18 protein-coding genes are annotated in these 19,673 nt (G+C 71.8%); 9 read left to right on the forward strand and 9 right to left on the reverse strand.

Annotation, left to right across the window (positions count from 1 at the left end):
* The first annotated feature begins 94 nt into the window (after positions 1–94).
* Together ACFYP5_RS27900 and ACFYP5_RS27905 are read left to right on the forward strand one after the other, a co-directional pair.
* Entirely contained in the window at positions 95–1,675 is a 1,581-nt protein-coding gene (locus ACFYP5_RS27900) for an alkaline phosphatase D family protein (protein ID WP_389041130.1), read from the forward strand.
* Between the two features lie 547 nt (positions 1,676–2,222).
* A complete protein-coding gene (locus ACFYP5_RS27905) occupies positions 2,223–3,686 on the forward strand; it encodes a GNAT family N-acetyltransferase (protein WP_389041276.1) in 1,464 nt (487 codons plus the stop codon).
* Here ACFYP5_RS27905 and ACFYP5_RS27910 read toward each other — a convergent pair.
* Complete coding sequence (locus tag ACFYP5_RS27910; protein ID WP_389041132.1) at positions 3,622–4,833, reverse strand: trans-sulfuration enzyme family protein; 1,212 nt, start codon at positions 4,831–4,833, stop codon at positions 3,622–3,624. The genes ACFYP5_RS27905 and ACFYP5_RS27910 overlap by 65 nt on opposite strands.
* A gap of 59 nt (positions 4,834–4,892) precedes the next feature.
* Here ACFYP5_RS27910 and ACFYP5_RS27915 point away from each other — a divergent pair, with 59 nt between their 5' ends.
* Positions 4,893–5,399, forward strand: coding sequence for an Lrp/AsnC family transcriptional regulator (locus tag ACFYP5_RS27915; protein ID WP_389041134.1), 507 nt, complete (start codon positions 4,893–4,895; stop codon positions 5,397–5,399).
* A gap of 173 nt (positions 5,400–5,572) precedes the next feature.
* Entirely contained in the window at positions 5,573–7,258 is a 1,686-nt protein-coding gene (locus ACFYP5_RS27920; RefSeq protein ID WP_389041136.1) for a DUF885 domain-containing protein, read from the forward strand.
* Positions 7,259–7,428: 170 nt separating this feature from the next.
* Here ACFYP5_RS27920 and ACFYP5_RS27925 read toward each other — a convergent pair whose 3' ends face one another.
* On the reverse strand, positions 7,429–7,917 hold the full coding sequence (locus ACFYP5_RS27925; protein WP_389041138.1) for a rhodanese-like domain-containing protein: 489 nt from the start codon (positions 7,915–7,917) through the stop codon (positions 7,429–7,431).
* A 94-nt stretch (positions 7,918–8,011) separates the two neighbouring features.
* Here ACFYP5_RS27925 and ACFYP5_RS27930 point away from each other — a divergent pair, with 94 nt between their 5' ends.
* Positions 8,012–8,458 carry an Lrp/AsnC family transcriptional regulator gene (locus ACFYP5_RS27930; RefSeq protein ID WP_389041140.1) on the forward strand — a complete coding sequence of 149 codons (447 nt, stop codon included), beginning with the start codon at positions 8,012–8,014 and terminating at the stop codon, positions 8,456–8,458.
* On the opposite strand, the gene ACFYP5_RS27935 is transcribed toward ACFYP5_RS27930, so the two are convergent.
* From ACFYP5_RS27935 to ACFYP5_RS27945, 3 genes are all read right to left on the reverse strand, one after another.
* Positions 8,448–11,591, reverse strand: a complete 3,144-nt coding sequence (locus ACFYP5_RS27935) for an AAA family ATPase (RefSeq protein WP_389041142.1) — start codon at positions 11,589–11,591, stop codon at positions 8,448–8,450. The genes ACFYP5_RS27930 and ACFYP5_RS27935 overlap by 11 nt on opposite strands.
* Positions 11,588–12,754, reverse strand: a complete 1,167-nt coding sequence (locus ACFYP5_RS27940; protein ID WP_389041144.1) for an exonuclease SbcCD subunit D — start codon at positions 12,752–12,754, stop codon at positions 11,588–11,590. The genes ACFYP5_RS27935 and ACFYP5_RS27940 overlap by 4 nt, the downstream gene beginning before the upstream one ends.
* A 293-nt stretch (positions 12,755–13,047) precedes the next feature.
* Positions 13,048–13,674 (reverse strand): YigZ family protein, encoded by a 627-nt coding sequence (locus ACFYP5_RS27945; RefSeq protein ID WP_389041146.1) that lies wholly within the window; start codon positions 13,672–13,674, stop codon positions 13,048–13,050.
* A gap of 58 nt (positions 13,675–13,732) precedes the next feature.
* Here ACFYP5_RS27945 and ACFYP5_RS27950 point away from each other — a divergent pair, with 58 nt between their 5' ends.
* Positions 13,733–14,155 (forward strand): CoA-binding protein, encoded by a 423-nt coding sequence (locus ACFYP5_RS27950; RefSeq protein ID WP_389041148.1) that lies wholly within the window; start codon positions 13,733–13,735, stop codon positions 14,153–14,155.
* Positions 14,156–14,225: 70 nt separating this feature from the next.
* Entirely contained in the window at positions 14,226–15,059 is an 834-nt protein-coding gene (locus ACFYP5_RS27955; protein WP_389041150.1) for an aminoglycoside N(3)-acetyltransferase, read from the forward strand.
* A gap of 99 nt (positions 15,060–15,158) precedes the next feature.
* Here ACFYP5_RS27955 and ACFYP5_RS27960 read toward each other — a convergent pair whose 3' ends face one another.
* Entirely contained in the window at positions 15,159–15,719 is a 561-nt protein-coding gene (locus tag ACFYP5_RS27960; RefSeq protein WP_389041152.1) for a YbaK/EbsC family protein, read from the reverse strand.
* 44 nt (positions 15,720–15,763) lie between these two features.
* Positions 15,764–16,336, reverse strand: a complete 573-nt coding sequence (locus ACFYP5_RS27965; RefSeq protein WP_389041154.1) for a helix-turn-helix domain-containing protein — start codon at positions 16,334–16,336, stop codon at positions 15,764–15,766.
* Between the two features lie 94 nt (positions 16,337–16,430).
* Here ACFYP5_RS27965 and ACFYP5_RS27970 point away from each other — a divergent pair, with 94 nt between their 5' ends.
* Entirely contained in the window at positions 16,431–17,297 is an 867-nt protein-coding gene (locus tag ACFYP5_RS27970; protein WP_389041278.1) for an EamA family transporter, read from the forward strand.
* Positions 17,298–17,471: 174 nt separating this feature from the next.
* Here the strand turns inward: ACFYP5_RS27970 and ACFYP5_RS27975 are convergent, their stop codons facing one another.
* Positions 17,472–18,212 (reverse strand): acyltransferase, encoded by a 741-nt coding sequence (locus ACFYP5_RS27975; protein ID WP_389041156.1) that lies wholly within the window; start codon positions 18,210–18,212, stop codon positions 17,472–17,474.
* A gap of 179 nt (positions 18,213–18,391) precedes the next feature.
* Here ACFYP5_RS27975 and ACFYP5_RS27980 point away from each other — a divergent pair, with 179 nt between their 5' ends.
* Positions 18,392–18,922, forward strand: coding sequence for a gamma carbonic anhydrase family protein (locus ACFYP5_RS27980; protein WP_389041158.1), 531 nt, complete (start codon positions 18,392–18,394; stop codon positions 18,920–18,922).
* Positions 18,923–18,962: 40 nt separating this feature from the next.
* Here the strand turns inward: ACFYP5_RS27980 and ACFYP5_RS27985 are convergent, their stop codons facing one another.
* Positions 18,963–19,622 carry a DedA family protein gene (locus tag ACFYP5_RS27985; RefSeq protein ID WP_389041160.1) on the reverse strand — a complete coding sequence of 220 codons (660 nt, stop codon included), beginning with the start codon at positions 19,620–19,622 and terminating at the stop codon, positions 18,963–18,965.
* Positions 19,623–19,673 lie beyond the last annotated feature (51 nt).

The following is a 19,673-nucleotide window of genomic DNA, read 5'->3' on the forward strand; positions in this document are numbered from 1 at the left end:
TCTGAGGTTGGTGTGCTCGCCGCCGACGGGCACAAAAGTGGGGCTCGTCGACCGGCCACCCGTACCTCTGTCCCGCTGCCCCGGAGGCGCCTCCATGTCGTACCGCCCGCGCATCGCTTCGCCCGACCGCCGCGCTGTGCTGCGCGGTTCACTCGTCGCTTCGGCCGCGCTCGCTCTCCCCTTGACGGCGACGGCGGCCCCCGCCTTCGCCCTGTCCGGCCGACCGCGCGCGGCCTGGGGCGTTCAGGTGGGTGATGTCACCGCCTCGTCCGCCCTCGTCTGGGTGCGCTCGGACCGTCCGGCGCGGATGATCGTGGAGACGTCGGCAACGGATTCGTTCCGGCGGGCGCGCACCTGGTACGGGCCCCTGGTCGGCTCCGGTACCGACTTCACCGGCACGACGCCGCTGTACGGGCTGCCCGCGGGCGAGCAGGTGCACTACCGGGTGACGCTCGCGGACCCGGACGATCCGCGCCGGACCGGTGAGCCGGTGTACGGGACGTTCCGTACCGCGCCCGCCCGGCGCCGTGACGGGGTCCGATTCCTGTGGTCCGGCGACATCGCGGGACAGGGCTGGGGCATCAACCCGGACATCGGCGGCTACCGGGTGTACGACGAGATGCGCCGTCTCGACCCGGACTTCTTCCTCTGCAGCGGTGACAACATCTACGCGGACGGGGTGATCGAGCCGAGCGTGACGCTTCCCGACGGCCGGGTCTGGCGCAACGTCACCACCGAGGAGAAGGCGAAGGTCGCCGAGACGCTCGCCGAGTACCGCGGGAACTTCCGCTACAACCTCCTGGACGACAACCTGAGGAAGTTCAACGCACAGGTGCCGTCGATCATCCAGTGGGACGACCACGAGGTGCGCAACAACTGGTATCCGGGACAGATCCTGGACGACGTCCGGTACACCGAGAAGAACGTCGACGTCCTGGCCGCGCGCTCGATGCGGGCGTTCCGCGAGTACTTCCCGGTGTCGACGCTGCACGAGTCGTCCGGCGACGGCCGGGTGCACCGTGTGGTGCGGCACGGCCCGCTGCTCGACGTGTTCGTCCTCGACATGCGCTCGTTCCGCAACGCCAACTCCCCCGGCCGGCAGCCTGACGACACCACGGGCATCCTCGGCGCCGAGCAGCTCGACTGGCTCAAGCGCGAGCTGTCGCGGTCCCGCGCGGTATGGAAGGTGATCGCCGCGGACATGCCGCTGGGACTTGTCGTCACGGACGGTGCGACGGACTTCGAGGCGGTGGCCCAGGGCGATCCCGGCGCCCCGCTCGGCCGTGAGCTGCAGATCGCGGAGCTGCTGCGGTTCATCAAGCACCGCCGGATCACCGGCACGCTCTGGCTGACGGCCGATGTGCACTACACGTCGGCGCAGCATTACGCCCCCGAGCGCGCGGCGTTCAAGGACTTCGCACCGTTCTGGGAGTTCGTGTCGGGGCCGCTGGCCGCCGGTGGCTTCCCCGCCAATGCGCTGGACAGCACGTTCGGTCCCGACCGGGTCTTCGTGCGGGCGCCCGACCGGGCGAATGTGTCGCCGATGGAGTCGCCGCAGTTCTTCGGCGAGGTCGACATCGACGGTGACAGTGGCGAGTTGACCGTGCGACTGCGGGCTCAGGGCGGTTCGGTGCTGTTCAGCAAGGTTCTGCAGCCGGGACGCGTCGGGCAGTGAGCCTGTGCCGCTCACCGACGTGGGCGGAGCCCCCGGACGACTGTCCGGGGCCGATTGTCGGTGGTTGGGTTCCACGGTTCTTGCGCGACCCGGCCGGTTCAGGTCTTGGCCTCCTCCGCCACGGATTCCTCCCGGGCCGGGCACGTGCGCGGCCCTGACACGACGCTGTTCGGCAGGGATCCGGCGGTTCCCGTCGGCCGTGACCAGGTAGTGCCCGATCGGCGTCCGGAGTGCGCATGCGGCCGCCGGCCGCCTGGGAGCAGGGTGCGGGGCGACGGCCGTGGACATCGTGCCGTAACCGGACGCGCATCACCGTGACCGGGCCGGCCCGCGACCGGTCCGCCCACCGCGCCACTCGCTGACCGCACCCGCTGCGAAGCGTTCACAGGCTGCCGCAGCCCCCGCATACACCGCCACAACCGCGATCACTCAAGACAGTAACCCGCCAAAAACCGGCGATAGGGACCTAGATCCATACTTAACCCATCGGTCACAAGGCGTTCGTGATCAGGCAACACCGCTCCGTCACAGTGGAAGCATGACTGATGTGACATCTGCGAAGAGTGCCCGCCGCCCCCACCACTGGCGCCGGGACCTGATCGAGCTGGCCGCCCTGTTCACCGCGGTCGCGGTGGCCGACGCGATCGCCAACCTGATCGGGCACCAGCCGGACGGCCCGTATCTGCTGGTCGCCTCGGCCGTGGCGCTGACCGCGACGGCCACGTTCCACACCTGGTGGGCACGGCGGCACAGCCACGCACCGCCACCGACCGCCGACGGCCTGAGCGCCGACCACGACAGCTCGGGCCCGGGCCGTTCCACCGACCGCCACACCGCCGCCACAGATACCGCCGCCGCCACCGGCGCTGTCGCTCCGGTGGCTACGCCCATCGCCGCGGGCCCTGCCCTCCCCGCCGGGGAAACGGTGCTGTGGCGGATGCGTACCACTGTCCGGGACACCCCCGGCAGCCTGGCCGCGCTGTGCATCGTTCTCGCCCGGCACCGGGTCGACATCCTCACCCTGCAGACGCACCCGCTGGCCGAGGGAACGGTCGACGAGTTCCTGCTGCGTGCCCCGGCCCCGCTGCAGATGCAGCAGCTGAGCCGGGCCGTCTCCGCCGCCGGCGGCAGTTCCACCTGGATCGAGCGTGCCGACGCGCACGATCTGGTGGATGCCCCGACGCGCATTCTGGGCCTCGCCACGCGCACGGCCCTGGACGCGGCCGAACTCCCCCTCGCCCTGCGCCAGCTGCTCGGCCGCTGCACCATCCACTCGCTCCCTGCCGTGTCGATCAGCGGCCGCGCCACCGGCGAGACCGCGCCGGTCGAGGGGGTGCTGGAGGAGACCGTGATGCGGCTGCGCGACCCGTCCGGCGGTGCGATCACGATCGAACGGCCCTATCTGCCGTTCACACCGACCGAGTTCGCCCGGGCCCGCGCCCTGGTCGAGCTCGACGCACGGCTCGGCCCCCGCGTCCCGCGCAGCGAGCACGTGCTCACGCTCCCCGAGGGCAACGAGATCACCGTGCGCCGTGCGGACCAGAGCGATCTCGCAGCCGCCCGCGCCATGCACGACCGCTGCTCCGATCAGACACTGCGGCTGCGGTACCACGGCCCGGTCCAGGACGCCGACCGCTATCTGGACCACCTGCTGAGCCCCCGGTTCGGCCGCACCCTGGCCGTTCAGACGGCCTCCGGCCGGCTCGTCGCCCTCGGCCACCTCCTCTGGGACGGCGACGAGACCGAGGTCGCCCTCCTCGTCGAGGACGACTGGCAGCGCCGCGGCATCGGCTCCGAGCTGCTCGGCCGTCTGGTGACGCTCGCCATCGAGGCCGGCTGCGAGAGCGTCTACGCGGTCACCCAGGCGTCCAACACCGGCATGGTCGCCGCGATGCGAGCCCTCGCGCTGCCGCTCGACTACCAGATCGAGGAAGGCACGCTCGTCATCACCGCCCGGTTGGAAGCCACTCCGGTACGCTCCCTGCCGCCGTACGAGCAGGCGGGTCGCTGAGCGCCTGACACAGGTCGGCCCACAGGTCCTCGACGTCCTCCAGGCCGACCGACATGCGCAGCAGCCGGTCCCCGACACCGGCGGCCTGCCGGTCTCCCTCATCCACGATGCGGTGGCTGATGGAGGCGGGATGCTGGATCAAGGTGTCGACACTGCCGAGGCTGACCGCCGGTGTGATCAGCCGTACCGCGGAGATCACCCGGTGCGGATCCCCGTACACCTCGAACGAGACCATCGCTCCGCCCACCCTCGGGTAGTGGACCCGGGCGATGCGTGGGTCGGCGCTCAGCCGGCGGGACAGTTCGGCGGCGCTCGTGGAAGCGGCCCGAACCCGCACCGGCAGGGTGGAGAGCCCGCGCAGCAGCAGATACCCGGCCATCGGATGCAGCACCCCACCGGTGGCGAAGCGGACTTGACGCAGCCGGGCCGCGAACTCCTCGTCGCAGGCGACGACCCCGCCCATCACATCGCCGTGCCCGCCCAGGTACTTGGTGGCGCTGTGCAGGACGATCCTGGCCCCGTGCTCGACGGGCCGCTGCAGGACGGGGGTGGCGAAGGTGTTGTCGACGAGCAGCGGCACCGAGCCGCAGGAGTGCGCGAGCGCACGGATGTCGACCTCGGCGAGCGTCGGGTTCGCCGGCGTCTCGACCATCACCAGACCTGTGTCCGGACGGATGGCTCCCGCGACGCCCGCCGGATCGGTCCAGGTGACTTCGGTGCCGAGCAGTCCGGCGCCGAGGAGGTGGTCGCTGCAGCCGTAGAGCGGGCGGACGGCGACAACATGGCGCAGCCCCATGCTCGCGCGGGCCAGCAGGACGGCGGTGAGCGCCGCCATTCCACTGGCGAACGAGACGGCGCCGGCGGTCCCTTCGAGCCGGGCGAGTGCCGTCTCGAACCGGGCCGTGGTCGGGTTGTCGAGCCGGGCGTAGACGGGCGGCCCGTCGAGCCTGGCGCCGGTGGTGGCGAAGGCGTCGATCCGTTCCGCCTCTCCCCTGGAGTCGTACGAGGGGTAGGTGGTGGACAGATCGATCGGCGGGGCGTGCAGGCCGAGTGCAGCGAGGTCGTCGCGTCCGGCGTGCACTGCTTCGGTGGCCAGCGCCCTGGACCGGGGTGTCGTCGAGGGCAGCATCGAGGCTTCGGTGTCCATGACACCACTCTGAACACTCACCGGACCGGCGTGGCGAAGTGCCGTGCTACGTTCGGCGAATGACCGATTCTGTCGTTCTCGACCCGGTGGATCTGCACATTCTGCGGCTGCTGCAGAACGATGCCCGGACCACCTACCGTGAGCTGGCCACGGAGGTCGGGGTCGCGCCGTCGACCTGCCTGGACCGGGTGACCCGGCTGCGACGCTCGGGAGTGATTCTCGGCCATCAGCTCCGTCTCGACCCGGCCCGGCTCGGCCGCGGTCTGGAGGCGCTCCTCTCGGTACAGGTCCGCCCGCACCGCCGGGAGCTTATCGGCCCGTTCGTCGAACGGATCAGGGCGTTGCCGGAGTCCCGCGCGCTCTTCCATCTGACCGGGCCCGACGACTACCTGGTCCATGTGGCAGTCACGGACACCGCGGATCTGCAGCGGCTGGTGCTGGACGAGTTCACCTCGCGGCGCGAGGTGGCCCGGGTGGAGACCCGGCTGATATTCCAGCAGTGGGAGTGCGGTCCGCTGCTGCCTCCGTCATCCGCAACGCACCGACCGGCCGCGGAGACCGAATGAACGGGCCCGGCCACCGCGCCGAACGTCCGGTACCGGCCGTCGCGGCCGATCGGTCAAGTCCGGCCACCACGCCCGCATGACCCGGTGCGGTCTCCACGACTGTCACAACTGCGACAGCCCCTCGAAGCCGATTGCTAGTGACGCGGGCCCCTTGGCCGTACGAGGATGTTCGCATGTCAGACACTACGTACAGCGCACTGCCCCGCCAGGTCGCCGACGACTACGTCGACGCATTCATCGAACTCGACCCGATCGCAGGTACCTACCTCGGCGTCGAGGCAAGCTCCAGCCGCCTGCCCGACTTCTCCCCCGCCGGGCAGGAGGCTCTCGCCGAGCTGGCCCGTACCACCCTGGTGAAGCTCGACGCGGCCGAGCAGCTGCCGGGCGCGGACAGCGATGCCGAGCGCCGCTGCGGCCGCCTGCTGCGCGAGCGGCTGACGGCGGAGCTCGCCGTCCATGAGGCCGACGAGAGCCTGCGCGCCGTCTCCAATCTGCACTCGCCGGCGCACAGCGTCCGTGAGGTGCTGACGGTGACGCCGACCGATACCGACGAGGACTGGGCCGCGATCGTGGAGCGGCTGCGCGCGGTTCCCGCGGCCCTGGAGGGGTACCGCACCTCGCTCGCGCTGGGTCTGGAACGGAAGCTGTACGGCGGGCCGCGGGCCACCACCACCTTCGTCGGCCAGCTGACGGAGTGGATCGGCGACAACGGGACGGGGTTCTTCCAGAGCTTCGTCGCTCCCGGCCCGGACGCGCTGCGCGCCGATCTGGACGACGCCGCCCGGCGGGCCACGACATCCTTGGTGGAGCTGCGCGACTGGATGCGCGATGTGTACGCCCCCGGGATCGAGGGCGCCCCTGACACGGTGGGCCGAGAGCGGTACGCACGCTGGTCGCGCTACTTCAACGGCACCGATCTGGATCTCGACGAGGCGTACGCGTACGGCTGGTCCGAGTACCACCGGCTGCTCGCCGAGATGAAGACCGAGGCCGAGAAGGTACTGCCGGGCGCGGGTCCCTGGGAGGCACTGGCCCATCTCGACGTGCACGGCAAGCACATCGAGGGTGTCGACGAGGTCCAGGCCTGGCTGCAGGGCCTGATGGACGAGGCCATAGAAGCACTCGACGGCACACACTTCGAACTCGCCGAGCGGGTACGGAAGGTGGAGTCCCGGATCGCACCTCCCGGCGGCGCAGCCGCTCCCTACTACACGGGCCCGTCCGAGGACTTCTCACGTCCCGGCCGCACCTGGCTGCCCACCATGGGCGAGACCCGCTTCCCGGTGTACGACCTGGTCTCCACCTGGTACCACGAGGGGGTGCCCGGCCACCACCTGCAGATCGCGCAGTGGACGCATGTCGCCGACAGCCTCTCCCGCTACCAGGCGTCGATCGGCATGGTCAGCGCCAACGCGGAGGGCTGGGCCCTGTACGCGGAGCGGCTCATGGACGAGCTGGGCTTCCTGCCCGACGCCGAGCGCCGCCTCGGCTACCTGGACGCGCAGATGATGCGCGCCTGCCGGGTGATCGTGGACATCGGCATGCACGCCGAGCTGGAGATCCCGGCGGACTCCCCCTTCCGTCCCGGCGAGCGGTGGACGCCTGACCTCGCCCAGGAGTTCTTCGGCAACCACAGCGGTCGGCCTGCGGACTTCGTGGAGAGCGAACTGACTCGCTACCTGTCCATGCCTGGGCAGGCCATCGGCTACAAGCTGGGCGAGCGAGCCTGGCTGCTGGGCCGGGAGAACGCCCGCAAGGCGCACGGTGACTCGTTCGACGCCAAGGCCTGGCACATGGCCGCTCTGTCGCAGGGGCCGCTGGGTCTGGACGATCTGGTCGACGAGCTGTCGAAGCTCTGAATCCGGACCGCACTCGGTGGACGGCGGCCAGGCCCGGGCCGGTGCCAGGGGCCTGGCAGCCGTCGGCCACGGGCGTGCGCCCGCTCCTCCCGCCGCCGAGGAGGGTTTTCGCCGGGGCGGCCGGACGGGCGATGGTCATCGGCCCGGTCGGGGCGCATGGCCCGATCCGTTCAGCAGCCGCAGTCGTCCGAGTCGACGGGTGCGGTGAGCGGGTCGGCGGTGCGCCGCTCGCGGCCCTCCCAGGTCTCGAACTCGAAGCCCTCGCGCGCCCAGTACTCGAATCCGCCGAGCATCTCCTTGACCTGGTAGCCCAGTTCGGCGAGGGCCAGCGCGGCGCGGGCGCCGCCGTTGCAACCGGGGCCCCAGCAGTACGTGACCACGGGCACGGCCGGGTCGAGGAGGTCCCGGGCCTGCACGGCGATGAGCGCGGTGGGCAGGTGGACGGCCCCGGGAATGTGGCCCTGGTCCCAGGAGGCGGTGGACCGGGAGTCGAGGACGACGAAGCCGGGGTCCGCGTCGGCCGCGAGCGCGGCGGCGACGTCGGAGACATCGGCGTGGAAGGCGAGCGAGGCGCCGAAGTAGGCGGCGGCCGCGGCAGGGGAGGCCGGCGGGACGCGGAGGACGGGGTTACCGGCGGAGGCGGTGAGCTGCGAAGTCATGACCAAAAATCTACGACCGGTGATCCTTCTGCGGGAAGAAGAGATCACCGCCACCGCGCTTGATTCGCCGGGGGATTCCCTGTTGTCTGACGGCATGACCGACTATTCCACGGACGCGACCGACTGGCGCATCCTCGATGCCCTGCAACGCGACGGGCGGGCCACGTTCGCTGAACTGGCGCGTGAGGTCGCCATGTCCCCCAGCGCGGTGACGGAGCGGGTGCGCCGGCTGGAGGAGGCGGGCGTCATCCGTGGTTACGCCGCCGTGGTGGATCCGGAACGGCTCGGGCTGCCGATTCTCGCCCTCGTACGGCTGCGCTATCCGAACGGCAACTACAAGCCGTTCCACGATCTCCTCGACAGCACGCCCGAGATCGTGGAGGCGCACCACGTCACGGGCGACGACTGCTTCGTACTCAAGGTCACCGCCCGCTCGATGAGTCATCTGGAGGGGGTCTCGGGGAAGATCGGCGCGCTCGGCTCCGTCACCACCAGCGTCGTCTACTCCTCGCCCCTCCCCCGGCGGGCCATCAGCCGCTGACCGCGCCGCCGGCCCGGTGCCGCACCGCCGATCCGTGCCGCTCCTTGACCACTTCGAGCTGGGCGGGGATACGGCGGCGCAGATCCGCGACATGGCTGACGATGCCGACGCTGCGGTCCCGCTCGCGCAGCGAGTCCAGTACGTCGAGCACCTCGTCCAGGGTCTGGTCGTCCAGGCTGCCGAACCCCTCGTCGATGAAGAGGGTGTCCAGCCGGACCCCGCCCGCCTCGTCGGTGACGACATCGGCGAGGCCCAGCGCCAGGGCGAGCGAGGCGAAGAACGTCTCGCCGCCGGAGAGCGTGGCCGTGTCGCGCTCGCGCCCGGTCCAGGCGTCGACGACATGCAGCCCGAGGCCGGCCCGGCGGCCTCCGGTGCGCGCGTCGGAGTACACCAGTGTGTAGCGGCCCGACGACATGCGCTGCAGCCGGGCCGTTGCGGCGGCCGCGACCTGTTCGAGCCGGGCGGCGAGCACGTACGACTCCAACCGCATCTTGCGTTCGTTGTCGGCCGAGGTTCCGGCGGTCAGACCGGCGAGCCGCGCGACCCGCTCGTACTCCGCGCGCAGCGGTCCCAGCCTGCGCACTTCGTCCGCCGCGCGGCGCGAGAGCCGGTCGAGCTCGGTGCAGCGCTCCCGGGTGGCGGCGAGCGTGGTGGCGGCGTCCCTCACCTGTCGCTCGGCCGCGTCGTACGCGGCCTGTGCCGCGTCCGGGTCGGCCTGCGGGCGTTCGGCAGCGGCGCGGGTCTCCATCTCGGCCAGCCGGTCGGCGACGGCGGCGGCCTCGGCCTGCCAGGCATCGATCAGGTGCTGGAGTTCGCGCTGCTCGGCGGCCGGGAGCAGGGTCGCCGCGGCGGCCTGCGGCGTGTGGAACCCGGCCCGGAAGGCGGCGTCCGCGAGCCGGCCGTCGGCCTCCTTGCTGTGCTGTGCCGCCGCTTCCTCGGCGCGCACCGCCTCCCCGGCGTCGGCGAGCAGGGCGACCCGGCGCTCCAGCAGGGCGGCATGCGCGGCAACGCTGCCTGACTCCCCGCGGGCGGTCACCAACTCGGCTTCCAGTGAGGACTGTTCGCGGTCGAGGCCGTCCCGCCGGGAGGTCCGGGCAGCGGCACGGCGCTCGGCCGACTGCCGCTCTTCGAGCCGCTCGGCCTGCTCCCGTTCGGCGGCCGCGAGAGCCTCCCGCGCGGCATGCGTGCCGGCGGCGGTGCGGTGCGCCTGGGTGTGCTCGGTCGCCAACCGGGTGACCAGGGCGTCCAGTTCGGCGACGGTGGGGTCGAGGTCCGGTGACGTGCCGGCGCGGGCCGCATCGGCAGCGGCGCCTGTAGCGGCACCGGACAGGCCGTCGGCACCGGGTCCGGCGACGCGGGCGTCGCCGCCACCTGCCGCACCCGTGCTCCGCGCCTGCACCGGCCGGGCCGCCGCCCGCGCCGCAGCGTGCTTCTCGCGCACGACTCCGAGTTCCCGGTCCGCCTCCGTACGGACCTGCTCGGCCCGCCGGTACGTGTCGAGAGCGGCCTCCTCGGCCGCCTTGTCGACATGACCGTCACCGGCGCGAGCCGGCTCCGGGTGGTGGCCCGACCCGCACACCTTGCAGGCCTCGCCGTCGACCAGCTGCGCCGCGAGCTCGGCGGCGATGTCCCGCAGCCGCCGTTCGCGCAGCTCCAGCCACTTCTCATGGGCGCCGAGCGCGCGCTCCCGCGCCGCGGCCAGCCGGTCCGCGGCGGACGCCGACTCCGTCGCGAGCGCATCACGGCGCCGCGCCGCTTCCAGCTGTCGGCGAGCCGGTTCCAGCCGGCCCGCCAGCTGTTCGGCGCGGGTCGCGGACTCCTGCGCCGCTTCGATGCGTTCCTGAAGTTCGCGGCGGGCGGATTCCCAGCCCGCGAGCCAGCCTTCCGCTTCCAGGATCAGTTCGTCGTCGGCCCGGGCCTGCCGCTCCAGTTCGGCCCGCTCGGTGTCGATCTCCGCGCTCCGCCGCTCGGCCCGACGCGCGGCGTCGAGGCCGCCCAGCTCCTGCCGGAGCCTGCGTTCCACGGCTGCCAGCTGTTCCGCACCGGCGTCGGCAAGGCTGTCCGGCAGTTGGGCGCGGGCGCGCTCGCGGGCCGCACCCGCCGAGCGGTAGGCCCGTTCCGCTTCGTCACGGAGCTCCAGTGCGGGGGCGACGCGTTCCGCTTTGCGAGCACGTTCGAGCCGGGCCTGGTGCCCGTCGCGGTCGGGGCGACGGGCTTCGAGTTCGGTGGCGCGGCGCCGCGTCTCCTCGTACCGCTGCTGAAGCCTGGCGAGTTCGCGCGCGGTGTCGAGTTCACGGCGGGCTGCCGCCTGTCGGCTCTCGGCCGCGGCCAGGACGGACTCAGCGATGCCGAGCCGTTCCCGGGCACCGCTGCGGGCGACGGCGGACCACTCCAGAACGCCGTCGGACAGCCCCGGTTCGCCGGGCTGGGCGTCCGGCAGGGGCAGCTCGCCGGCCGCCGGTCCGGCGGCCTGGGCGATCCGCTGGGCGATCGCGAGAATCTGTTCGTCGCCGGCCTTGACCTGGGTTTCTGCGGTACGCCGCAGTTCGGTGAGGCGTTCCTCGACGGCCGCGAAGCGGCGGGTGTCGAAGAGTCTGCCGAGCAGCTTGCCGCGGGCTTCGGCGTCGGCGCGCAGAAAGCGTGCGAAGTCGCCCTGCGGCAGAAGCACCACCTGGCAGAACTGGTCCCGGCTCATCCCGATGAGCTGGGTGATCTCCTCACCGATCTCCTGATGCGACCGGCTGAGTGCCTGCCAGCCGTTCTCGGGGTCGTACTCGCGCAGCCAGCTCTGGGCCTTCTCGGTGGTGAAGCCGTCCCCCTTCTTCTTGGGGCGGGGCTGGGCGGGGCGTCGGGTGATCTCCAGTCGCCGTCCGCCGACGGTCAGTTCCAGCCGCACTTCGGTAGGCAGGCCGACCGGCGCGTGGTCGCTGCGCAGCGAGGTGCCGGGGCTCTGGCGGGCGCCGGGCACCGCGCCGTACAGCCCGTAGCAGACGGCGTCGAGGACAGAGGTCTTCCCGGCTCCGGTGGGACCGTGCAGCAGAAAGAGCCCGGCGGACGAGAGCGCGTCGAAGTCGACGTCCTGGGTGGCGCCGAACGGGCCGAAGGCGGTGAGGGTGAGTCCGTGGAGTCTCAACGGTTCACCTCACGTACGCCGTCGTCCACCCGTACGTGGTCGAAGGCGCCGCGCAGCACCGTACGCTCCCGGTCGTCCGCCCCGTTCCCGCCCCGGACATGTGCCACGAAGTCCTCCGCGATCTGCTGGTCGTCGCGCCCCTTGAGGCGCTGTGCGTAGGAGGCGAGCGGATCCTCGGGGGCCCTCTCGGGTTCGAGGACGAGGCTGAGGGTGTGCGGGAACCGCGCCATGAGCCGCGCCATCGGCTCGTCCGGACGGACGGGGTCGGTAAGGGTGACCTCCACCCACGCCTCCTCGTGCCGGGTCAGCGCGGGGTCGTCGAGGAGCGCGTCGAGGCGGCCGCGGAGCCGGGCGAGCGGCCGGGGCACCGGGAAGTCGATCCGTTCGGCGGTGATCGCTCCCGTGGCGTCGAGGTCGATCAGCCACATGGTCTTGCGGTGGTCCACCTCGGAGAAGGAGTAGGCGAGGGGCGAGCCGGAGTAGCGGACCCGCTCGGTGACGGCCTGACTGCCGTGCAGGTGGCCGAGCGCCGTGTAGTCGACGCCGTCGAAGACTCCGGCGGGGACGGCGGCGACTCCGCCGACGGTGATGTCGCGTTCGCTTTCGCTGGGTGCGCCGCCCGCGACGAAGGCGTGGGCGAGCACCACGGACCGGGTGGAGTCCGGCCGTGTCGCGAGGTCGGCGCGGACGCGGTCCATGGCGGCGGTCAGCACGGACTCGTGTCCGGCCCGCTCTGCTTTGAACACGTCCTTGACGAGGGCCGGTTCGAGGTAGGGAAGTCCGTAGAACGCGACGTCGCCGTGGTCGTCCCGCAGGACCACGGGGGTGGCGCACTCCGCGGGGTCGGTCCGCAGATGGATACCGGCCCGGCCCATCAGACCTGCGCCCACGCCGAGCCTGCGGGCCGAGTCGTGGTTTCCGGAGATCATCACCGTGGGTACGCCGGCTGCGGCGAGCCGGTGCAGGGCCCGGTCGAAGAGCTCCACGGCGGACAGCGGCGGCACGGCCCTGTCGTACACATCACCTGCCACCACGACGGCGTCGACCTCGCGCTCGCGCACAGTCGCCACCAGATGATCGAGGCAGTCGGCTTGCGCGTCGAGCAGGGAGGCCCGGTGGAACGACCGCCCCAGATGCCAGTCCGATGTGTGCAAAATCCTCAAGACTCGGCTCCGACCTGCATGTCTCTCACCCTTCGCCCCTGCGCCCGCCTCCGGCCGCACCCCTGAGCCGCACCGAACCGGCACGGGACGGCGCTGCCGTCGGTGGGCCCCTGCTCCCTCACAGAAACCGTTTCCTCACGACCCGGCTCCCTCACCGACCACAGTGTCCCATCGCCGCCCAGCGTCCCCGGCGCGTCGGCCGCCGGGCGGGCGCCGGGATCGAGCAGGGCCGACAGATCGCCGCCGCCGGGGATGAGGCCGGGTGATGTGGGTGCCTGGCCGATCCCCACCCCTCAGGCATCCCCGTACGCCTCGCCGCCCAGCTCCAGCAGCGCCTCACCCGCGGTCGCGTCGGCGAGCCAGCTCCGGAAGCTCTCCACGTCGGAGTCCGGCAGTCCGATCTCGATGATCACAGCCTCCGCGTACCGGACCTCCCGCACGGCCACTCCCGTGGCGCGCAGGTCGTTCTCCAGCCTGCCGGCCCGCTGGTGGCCGAGGGTGATCGTGGCGAGCCGGAACCGCTGTCGGGTGATCGTGCCGAGCTCGTCGAGCGCCTCGCCGACCGCCCCTCCGTAGGCCCGGATCAGTCCCCCGGCCCCGAGCTTCACGCCGCCGTAGTAGCGGGTGACGACGGCGACGACGTACCGCATCTCGCGTCGCATCAGCATCTGCAGCATCGGGACGCCCGCGGTGCCGCCGGGCTCGCCGTCGTCACTGGCCTTCTGCACCGAGGCGTCGGCGCCGATCACGTACGCGAAGCAGTTGTGGGTGGCGGTCGGGTGTTCCCTGCGGATGCGTGCGACGAAGTCCTGCGCCTCCTGCTCGGTGGCAGCGGGGGCGAGCGCGCAGATGAAGCGCGATCGGTTGATCTCGGTCTCGTGCACGCCCGCTCGGGCGACTGTCCGGTACTGCTCCTGCATCCGGCCACCCTATGCGCAAGGCGGGAATGGCCCACGACCGATGTCCGTTGACCGAACCATGTACGCAGACACGGGCACAGACGCAGAGACGGTCCGCAGGATCCTCCAGGACACGGGCGACACCTGGGCCGTGGTGGGCCTGTCCAACAACGAGTCGCGGACTGCCTACGGCGTCGCCGCGGTCCTCCAGCGCTTCGGCAAGCGCATCGTCCCCGTGCATCCCAAGGCGGAGCGGGTCCACGGCGAGCAGGGGTACGCCTCGCTGGCGGACATTCCGTTCCCGGTCGATGTCGTGGACGTCTTCGTCAACAGCGAACTGGCGGGCGCCGTCGCGGACGAGGCGGTCACGGTCGGCGCGAAGGCCGTCTGGTTCCAGCTCGGCGTGATCGACGACGCTGCGTACGAACGCACACGGGCGGCCGGACTCGACATGGTGATGGACCATTGCCCGGCGATCGAGATCCCGCTTCTGGACCGATGAGCGGGGTACCGCGACTCGGCCGGATGTGCGGGGTGTCACACATGCCGAACGGCTGGGAGAATGTCCCGCTGTGAGTGTTACCGGTGCGTCCGCCGTCCTGACCGTTCCCCACCGCCGAAGCCGGCTGGCCGATGAGCTGTCCGAACTCGGTGTGGCGCGGGGCGGTGTCCTCATGGTGCATGCGTCGATGCGCGCGACAGGGGCGGTGAGTGGCGGGGTGCGGTCAGTGATCGCCGCACTGCGGGACACGATCGGCGCGGACGGCACCCTGGTCGTCCCGTCGTTCACGCCGGAGAACTCCGATACGTCCCCGCACTACCGCGAGCGGGTGCGCGGCCTCGGCGCCCCGGCCCGGGAGGCGGTGCGGGCGAGCATGCCGCCCTTCGACCGGGCGACGTCGGCCGCACCGTCGATGGGCCGCCTCTCGGAGGCCGTACGACAGATGCCGGGGGCCGCGCGCAGCGGCCATCCCCAGACGTCGTTCACCGCGCTGGGCTCTCTCGCCGGGAAGATCGTCGCGCACCACCGCCCCGACTGCCATCTCGGCGAGGACTCGCCGCTGGCCTTCCTCTACGACGTACGGGCTCAAGTGCTGCTGCTGGGCACCGGGTTCGACTCCTGCAGTGCGTTCCACCTCGGCGAGTACCGCGTGCCCGACCCGCCCCGCCGCAGCTACCGGTGTGTGGTGACCACCGGAGGCAGGCGCCACTGGTGGGAGTACGAGGACGTCGCGCTGGACGACAGCGACTTCGCCGCGCTCGGAGCGGAGTTCGAGCGCACGGCCGACGGCACTGCGGTACGCACCGGCACGGTGGGGTCGGCGACGGCACGGCTCTTCCGCTTCACCGACGCGGTGGACTTCGCGACCCGCCGGCTTCCGTCCCGCCGGGCGGCGCGGCCGTAGCGGGGCCGAACGCCCCCTCGGCTCCCGGTGCTTGCCGCTGCCCCGCCGAGGTGTGTCGACCACGGCGTCGCGACGACTTCGAACGGAAGCATGGGCGCCTCACACCGTGATGCCGAGCCCCTCGACGAGCGTCGCGTTCGGCAGGGCCGCGAGCGCCTTCCCCGGGACGATCAGCTTGCCCCGGCGGCTGCCGCTGCCGATCAGTACCCACTCCTCGTCCACCACCGCGGGATCGAGCAGCAGCGGCCAGTCGGCCGGGAGTCCGATCGGCGTGATGCCGCCGTACTCCATGCCGGTCTCGCCGACCGCCGTGTCCATGGAGGCGAACGACGCCTTGCGGACGCCGAGGTGCTTGCGGGCCGCGCCGTTCACATCGACGCGCGTGCGGGAGAGGACGACGCAGGCTGCCAGGGTGACCTCGCCGCCGCGCTTGCCGGCCACCACGACGCAGTTGGCCGACCGGTCGAGCAGGTCGGCGCCGTGGTGGGCGACGAAGAGCGCCGTGTCCGCGATCTCCGGGTCCGTGTCGACGTGGAGGATCCGGTCGGCGGGTACACCACCCCATCCCCCGCGCACGGCCTCGGCGACCGGAGGGGTGAGGAGGTCGATGCGGTCTACGGCGGGGGCGGCGTTCTCGAAGGTGCCGATGGGTGCGCGCATACGCGCCACGCTAACAGCGTCCGCACGGCCGCCGACCGGGCGTCTCAGCGTACGGGCGGGATGGACACCGCCATCGTGAACTCGGCCGGTTCGGAGCCTTCGTTGCGGTAGGCGTGCGGGTGGTGGGCCTCGAAGGTGGCGGAGGTGCCCGCGGGTACGGAGTGGGCCTCGCCGTCGACTTCGAGGGTGAGCACGCCCGCCGTGACGTGGAGCAGTTCGACGGTGCCTTCGGGGTGCGGGTCGGAGGTGCTGCCGTCGCCGGGCATCAGGCGCCAGGACCAGAGTTCGATCGGGCCCCTGGCCTCCGTACCGACGAGCAGGGTGGTGGAACTGCCCCCGTCGGTGGACCACATGCGCACCGCCTGACTCTCGGGAACCAGCCGGACCTGCGATCCCTGTTCGTAGTCGAGCAGGGTGGTGATGCTGATGCCGAGGGCGTCGGCGAGCTTGACCGTGGTGCCGACACTCGGATTGGTGCGCGCCTGCTCGATCTGGATGATCATGCCGCGACTGACCCCCGCGCGCGCGGCGAGGGCATCCAGGGTGAAGCCACGTTCACCGCGCCAGCGCTTGAGGTTGCGCGCGAGCGACTGGGTGAGCTGGTCGAGGTCAGACACATTCCGTCCAATATTATGGATGACAGAGTCGAAAATACTGCACTACGGTGTGGTGCACCCAACCGTTCACCGCACTGTACTGCGAGGCATGCCGATGACAGCACTGTTCGCCCTGGCCACCAGCCTGCTGTGGGGGCTGGCCGACTTCGGCGGCGGGCTGCTCACCCGGCGTACGCCCGCGCTCACCGTGGTCGTCGCCTCGCAGACCGTCGCGGCGGTCGTACTGGGCATCATCGTGGTCGCCACCGGCGGCTGGAGCGAGGCCGGCGGTCAGCTCTGGTTCGCCGTGGCCGCCGGTGCGGTCGGCCCGGTGGCCATGCTCAGTTTCTACAAGGCGCTGGCACTCGGCCCCATGGGGGTCGTCTCGCCACTCGGCTCGCTGGGCGTGGCGGTGCCGGTGAGTGTCGGACTGATCGTCGGCGAGCGGCCCGGGCTGCTGCAGTTCGCCGGGGTCGCCGTCGCGATCGCGGGCATCGTGCTGGCAGGTGGACCGGAGCTGCGCGGGGCGCCGGTGCAGCGGCAGGCGGTGCTGCTGACACTGGTGGCCGCATTCGGCTTCGGGACGGTGATGTCGCTGATCTCGGAGGCGTCCACGACGGTCACCGGGCTGTTCCTGGCGCTCTTCGTGCAGCGCCTCACCAACATCGCGGTCGGCGGCGCGGCGCTGTACGTATCGGTACGGCGCGGGGCACGCGCACTGCCCGAGGAGGGCGGGGCGGCCGTACTGCTGACCGCGCTGCCCGCCCTGGCGTTCGTCGGCCTCGCCGATGTCGCGGCCAACGGCACCTACTCGATCGCCGCGCAGCACGGCCCGGTCACCGTGGCCGCCGTCCTGGCCTCGCTCTACCCGGTGGTCACGGCCCTGGCCGCCCGCGGCGTCCTGGGCGAGCGCCTGCGCGGGGTGCAGGCGGCGGGGGCGGGGCTGGCCCTGGTCGGGACCGTACTGCTCGCCACCGGGTAGGAAGCCGGCTCCAAGGGCTGTCCCGTAATCCCCGACGGGCGCACGACGACAGCCACGGCACCTCGCCGCGTTGCCGGAACGCCTGGATACGCCCAGCACGAGGACGCTCGTCCACCCTGCGGTCCACCGGCTCCGACGCCGCGCGCCGATCCGCCCGGGGCTACGGGACAGTCCTCAGGGCCTTTCCTCCAGTTCCGCGACGGCCAGCAGCTGTTCGGGCGTGACGTCGGCCGGGATCGGCACCGGAGCAGGAGTGCGCAGGGGCGGCTGCCAGCCCTTCACCGGGTCCCAGCTGCGTACGACACGTGCCGGCGCCCCGGCCACCACCGCATGGTCGGGTACCTCTCCGCGTACCACCGCGCCTGCCGCGACCACCACGTTGCGGCCGAGCTTGGCCCCCGGCAGGATCACCGCGCCCGTGCCGATCCAGCAGCCCGGTCCGATGGAGACCGGCTCCATGCGTGGCCACTGCCTGCCGACCGGCTCGTGCGGATCGTCGTAGCTGTGGTTGGTGGACGTGATGTAGACGTACGGCCCGCAGTACGTGTTCGAGCCGATGGTCACCGTGGTGTCGGCGACGACATGGCTGCCGCGGCCGAGCACCACACCGTCCCCCAGGGTCAGGATCGGCGCGGAGCCGAGGTCCAGATCCGGCATCAGCCCCGCGGTCAGGGTGACCTGCTCGCCGATGATGCAGTGGCCGCCCAGCTCGATCCAGGGCTCACCGAAGACGGTGCCCTGGGGGAAGGCCAGCCGGGTCCCCTCGCCGATGCGGCCGAAGCGGAGCCCACCCGGGTGCTGGGCGGTGATCGCGCCCGCTTCCTGGATCGCACGCCAGCCGCGGTGGACGGCGCGGGACAGGACACGGCGCCGCCAGGCGGTGAGGGATGAGAACGTGTTGCTGTTCTTCGGCACTCGCTCACGGTAGTCGGCACGGCCGGAACGATCACCGCGGCGTCCTGTGATGTTCACCCCACTCCGCGGCAGGGGCAGGGCCGTCGCATACCGTTCCCCTGGCTCGATCGAACACGGGCGATCGAACAACGGCGGCCGGACCACGCGGCCGAACAAACCGGAGCACGGAGGAACGGGCGATGGCAGAGCAGGCGTTGATCACGGGCATGGGCGGCCACGAACCGGACATCGACGTGGCGGCCTTCACCGCGCCGACGTCCGTCGTGATCGGCGAGGTCACCATGGCCGCGGGATCCAGCGCCTGGTACCAGGCGGTGCTGCGGGCCGACTGCGCCCCCATCACCATCGGTGCCGACAGCAACATCCAGGACAACTGCAGCGTCCATGCCGACCCCGGGTTCCCCGTCACCGTCGGCGAGCGCGTCTCGGTCGGCCACAACGCCGTCCTGCACGGCTGCACCGTCGAGGACGACGTCCTGGTCGGCATGGGAGCCACGGTTCTCAACGGGGCGCACATCGGCGCCGGATCGCTGATCGCCGCTCAGGCACTCGTCCCGCAGGGGATGCGGGTGCCGCCCGGTTCGCTCGTCGCGGGGGTGCCGGCCAAGGTCAAGCGCGACCTGACCGAGGAGGAGCTCGAGGGCATCAAGTTCAACGCGGTGGGCTACGTCGAGCTGGCCAAGGCGCACCGCCAGGCGCACCAGGGCTGAGCGCCGTACGAGCCGTCGGCCCTGGCAGCCAGCCGGCGGGTCAGTCCGCGGCCGGCACCGATTCCGCCTCGGCCGCGGTGCGCTCCCCGGACTGCGCCGCCGCCTTCTTGGCACGGCTCTTGAGGACCAGCATCGAGGTCAGCCCGATCAGCAGCGCGACCACCAGTCCGAGCCAGGAGAAACGCTTCAGCCAGGCCTCGGCGACGACCCCCACCGAGTAGATGACGGCCGTGGTGCCGCCCGCCCAGACGATGCCGCCGAGCACATTGGCGATCAGGAACTTCCAGTACGGCATCCGCAGGACGCCGGCCAGCGGTCCGGCGAAGATACGCAGCAGTGCGACGAAGCGGCCGAAGAACACCGCCCACATGCCCCACTTCTGGAACGACCGCTCCGCCATGGCGATCTGGTCCGCACCGAAGTGTCTGGGGAACCTGCCGCCGAGCCAGGCGAGCAGCGGCCGGCCGCCCTTGCGCCCGATGGCGTACCCGATCGAGTCCCCGATGATCGCTCCGGCGGAGGCGCAGGCGCCGAGGATCACCGGGTTGATGCCGCTGTGCCCGGCGGCCAGCAGTGCCGCGCTGACGAGGACGATCTCACCGGGCAGCGGAATGCCCAGGCTCTCCAGCCCGATGACGACGCCCACGAGGACGTACACGCTGACCGCGGGGACTGTCTCCAGCCACTCCTGGATGTGCAACGCCGGTTCCTCCCGTGCTGATGTGCTGTCGCCCGCCGGCGACTCGGCGCA

Source organism: Streptomyces sp. NPDC005262, assembly GCF_042872425.1.
In the GTDB taxonomy this organism is placed as follows: Bacteria; Actinomycetota; Actinomycetes; order Streptomycetales; family Streptomycetaceae; genus Streptomyces.

Bases quoted from the DNA above. Each gene is read 5' to 3' on its own strand.
- ACFYP5_RS27900 (WP_389041130.1), top strand. From the start codon at position 95: ATGTCGTACCGCCCGCGCATCGCTTCGCCCGACCGCCGCGCTGTGCTG.
- ACFYP5_RS27910 (WP_389041132.1), bottom strand. From the start codon at position 4,833: ATGGACACCGAAGCCTCGATGCTGCCCTCGACGACACCCCGGTCCAGG.
- ACFYP5_RS27915 (WP_389041134.1), top strand. From the start codon at position 4,893: ATGACCGATTCTGTCGTTCTCGACCCGGTGGATCTGCACATTCTGCGG.
- ACFYP5_RS27920 (WP_389041136.1), top strand. From the start codon at position 5,573: ATGTCAGACACTACGTACAGCGCACTGCCCCGCCAGGTCGCCGACGAC.
- ACFYP5_RS27925 (WP_389041138.1), bottom strand. From the start codon at position 7,917: ATGACTTCGCAGCTCACCGCCTCCGCCGGTAACCCCGTCCTCCGCGTC.
- ACFYP5_RS27930 (WP_389041140.1), top strand. From the start codon at position 8,012: ATGACCGACTATTCCACGGACGCGACCGACTGGCGCATCCTCGATGCC.
- ACFYP5_RS27945 (WP_389041146.1), bottom strand. From the start codon at position 13,674: ATGCAGGAGCAGTACCGGACAGTCGCCCGAGCGGGCGTGCACGAGACC.
- ACFYP5_RS27950 (WP_389041148.1), top strand. From the start codon at position 13,733: ATGTACGCAGACACGGGCACAGACGCAGAGACGGTCCGCAGGATCCTC.
- ACFYP5_RS27960 (WP_389041152.1), bottom strand. From the start codon at position 15,719: ATGCGCGCACCCATCGGCACCTTCGAGAACGCCGCCCCCGCCGTAGAC.
- ACFYP5_RS27970 (WP_389041278.1), top strand. From the start codon at position 16,431: ATGACAGCACTGTTCGCCCTGGCCACCAGCCTGCTGTGGGGGCTGGCC.
- ACFYP5_RS27980 (WP_389041158.1), top strand. From the start codon at position 18,392: ATGGCAGAGCAGGCGTTGATCACGGGCATGGGCGGCCACGAACCGGAC.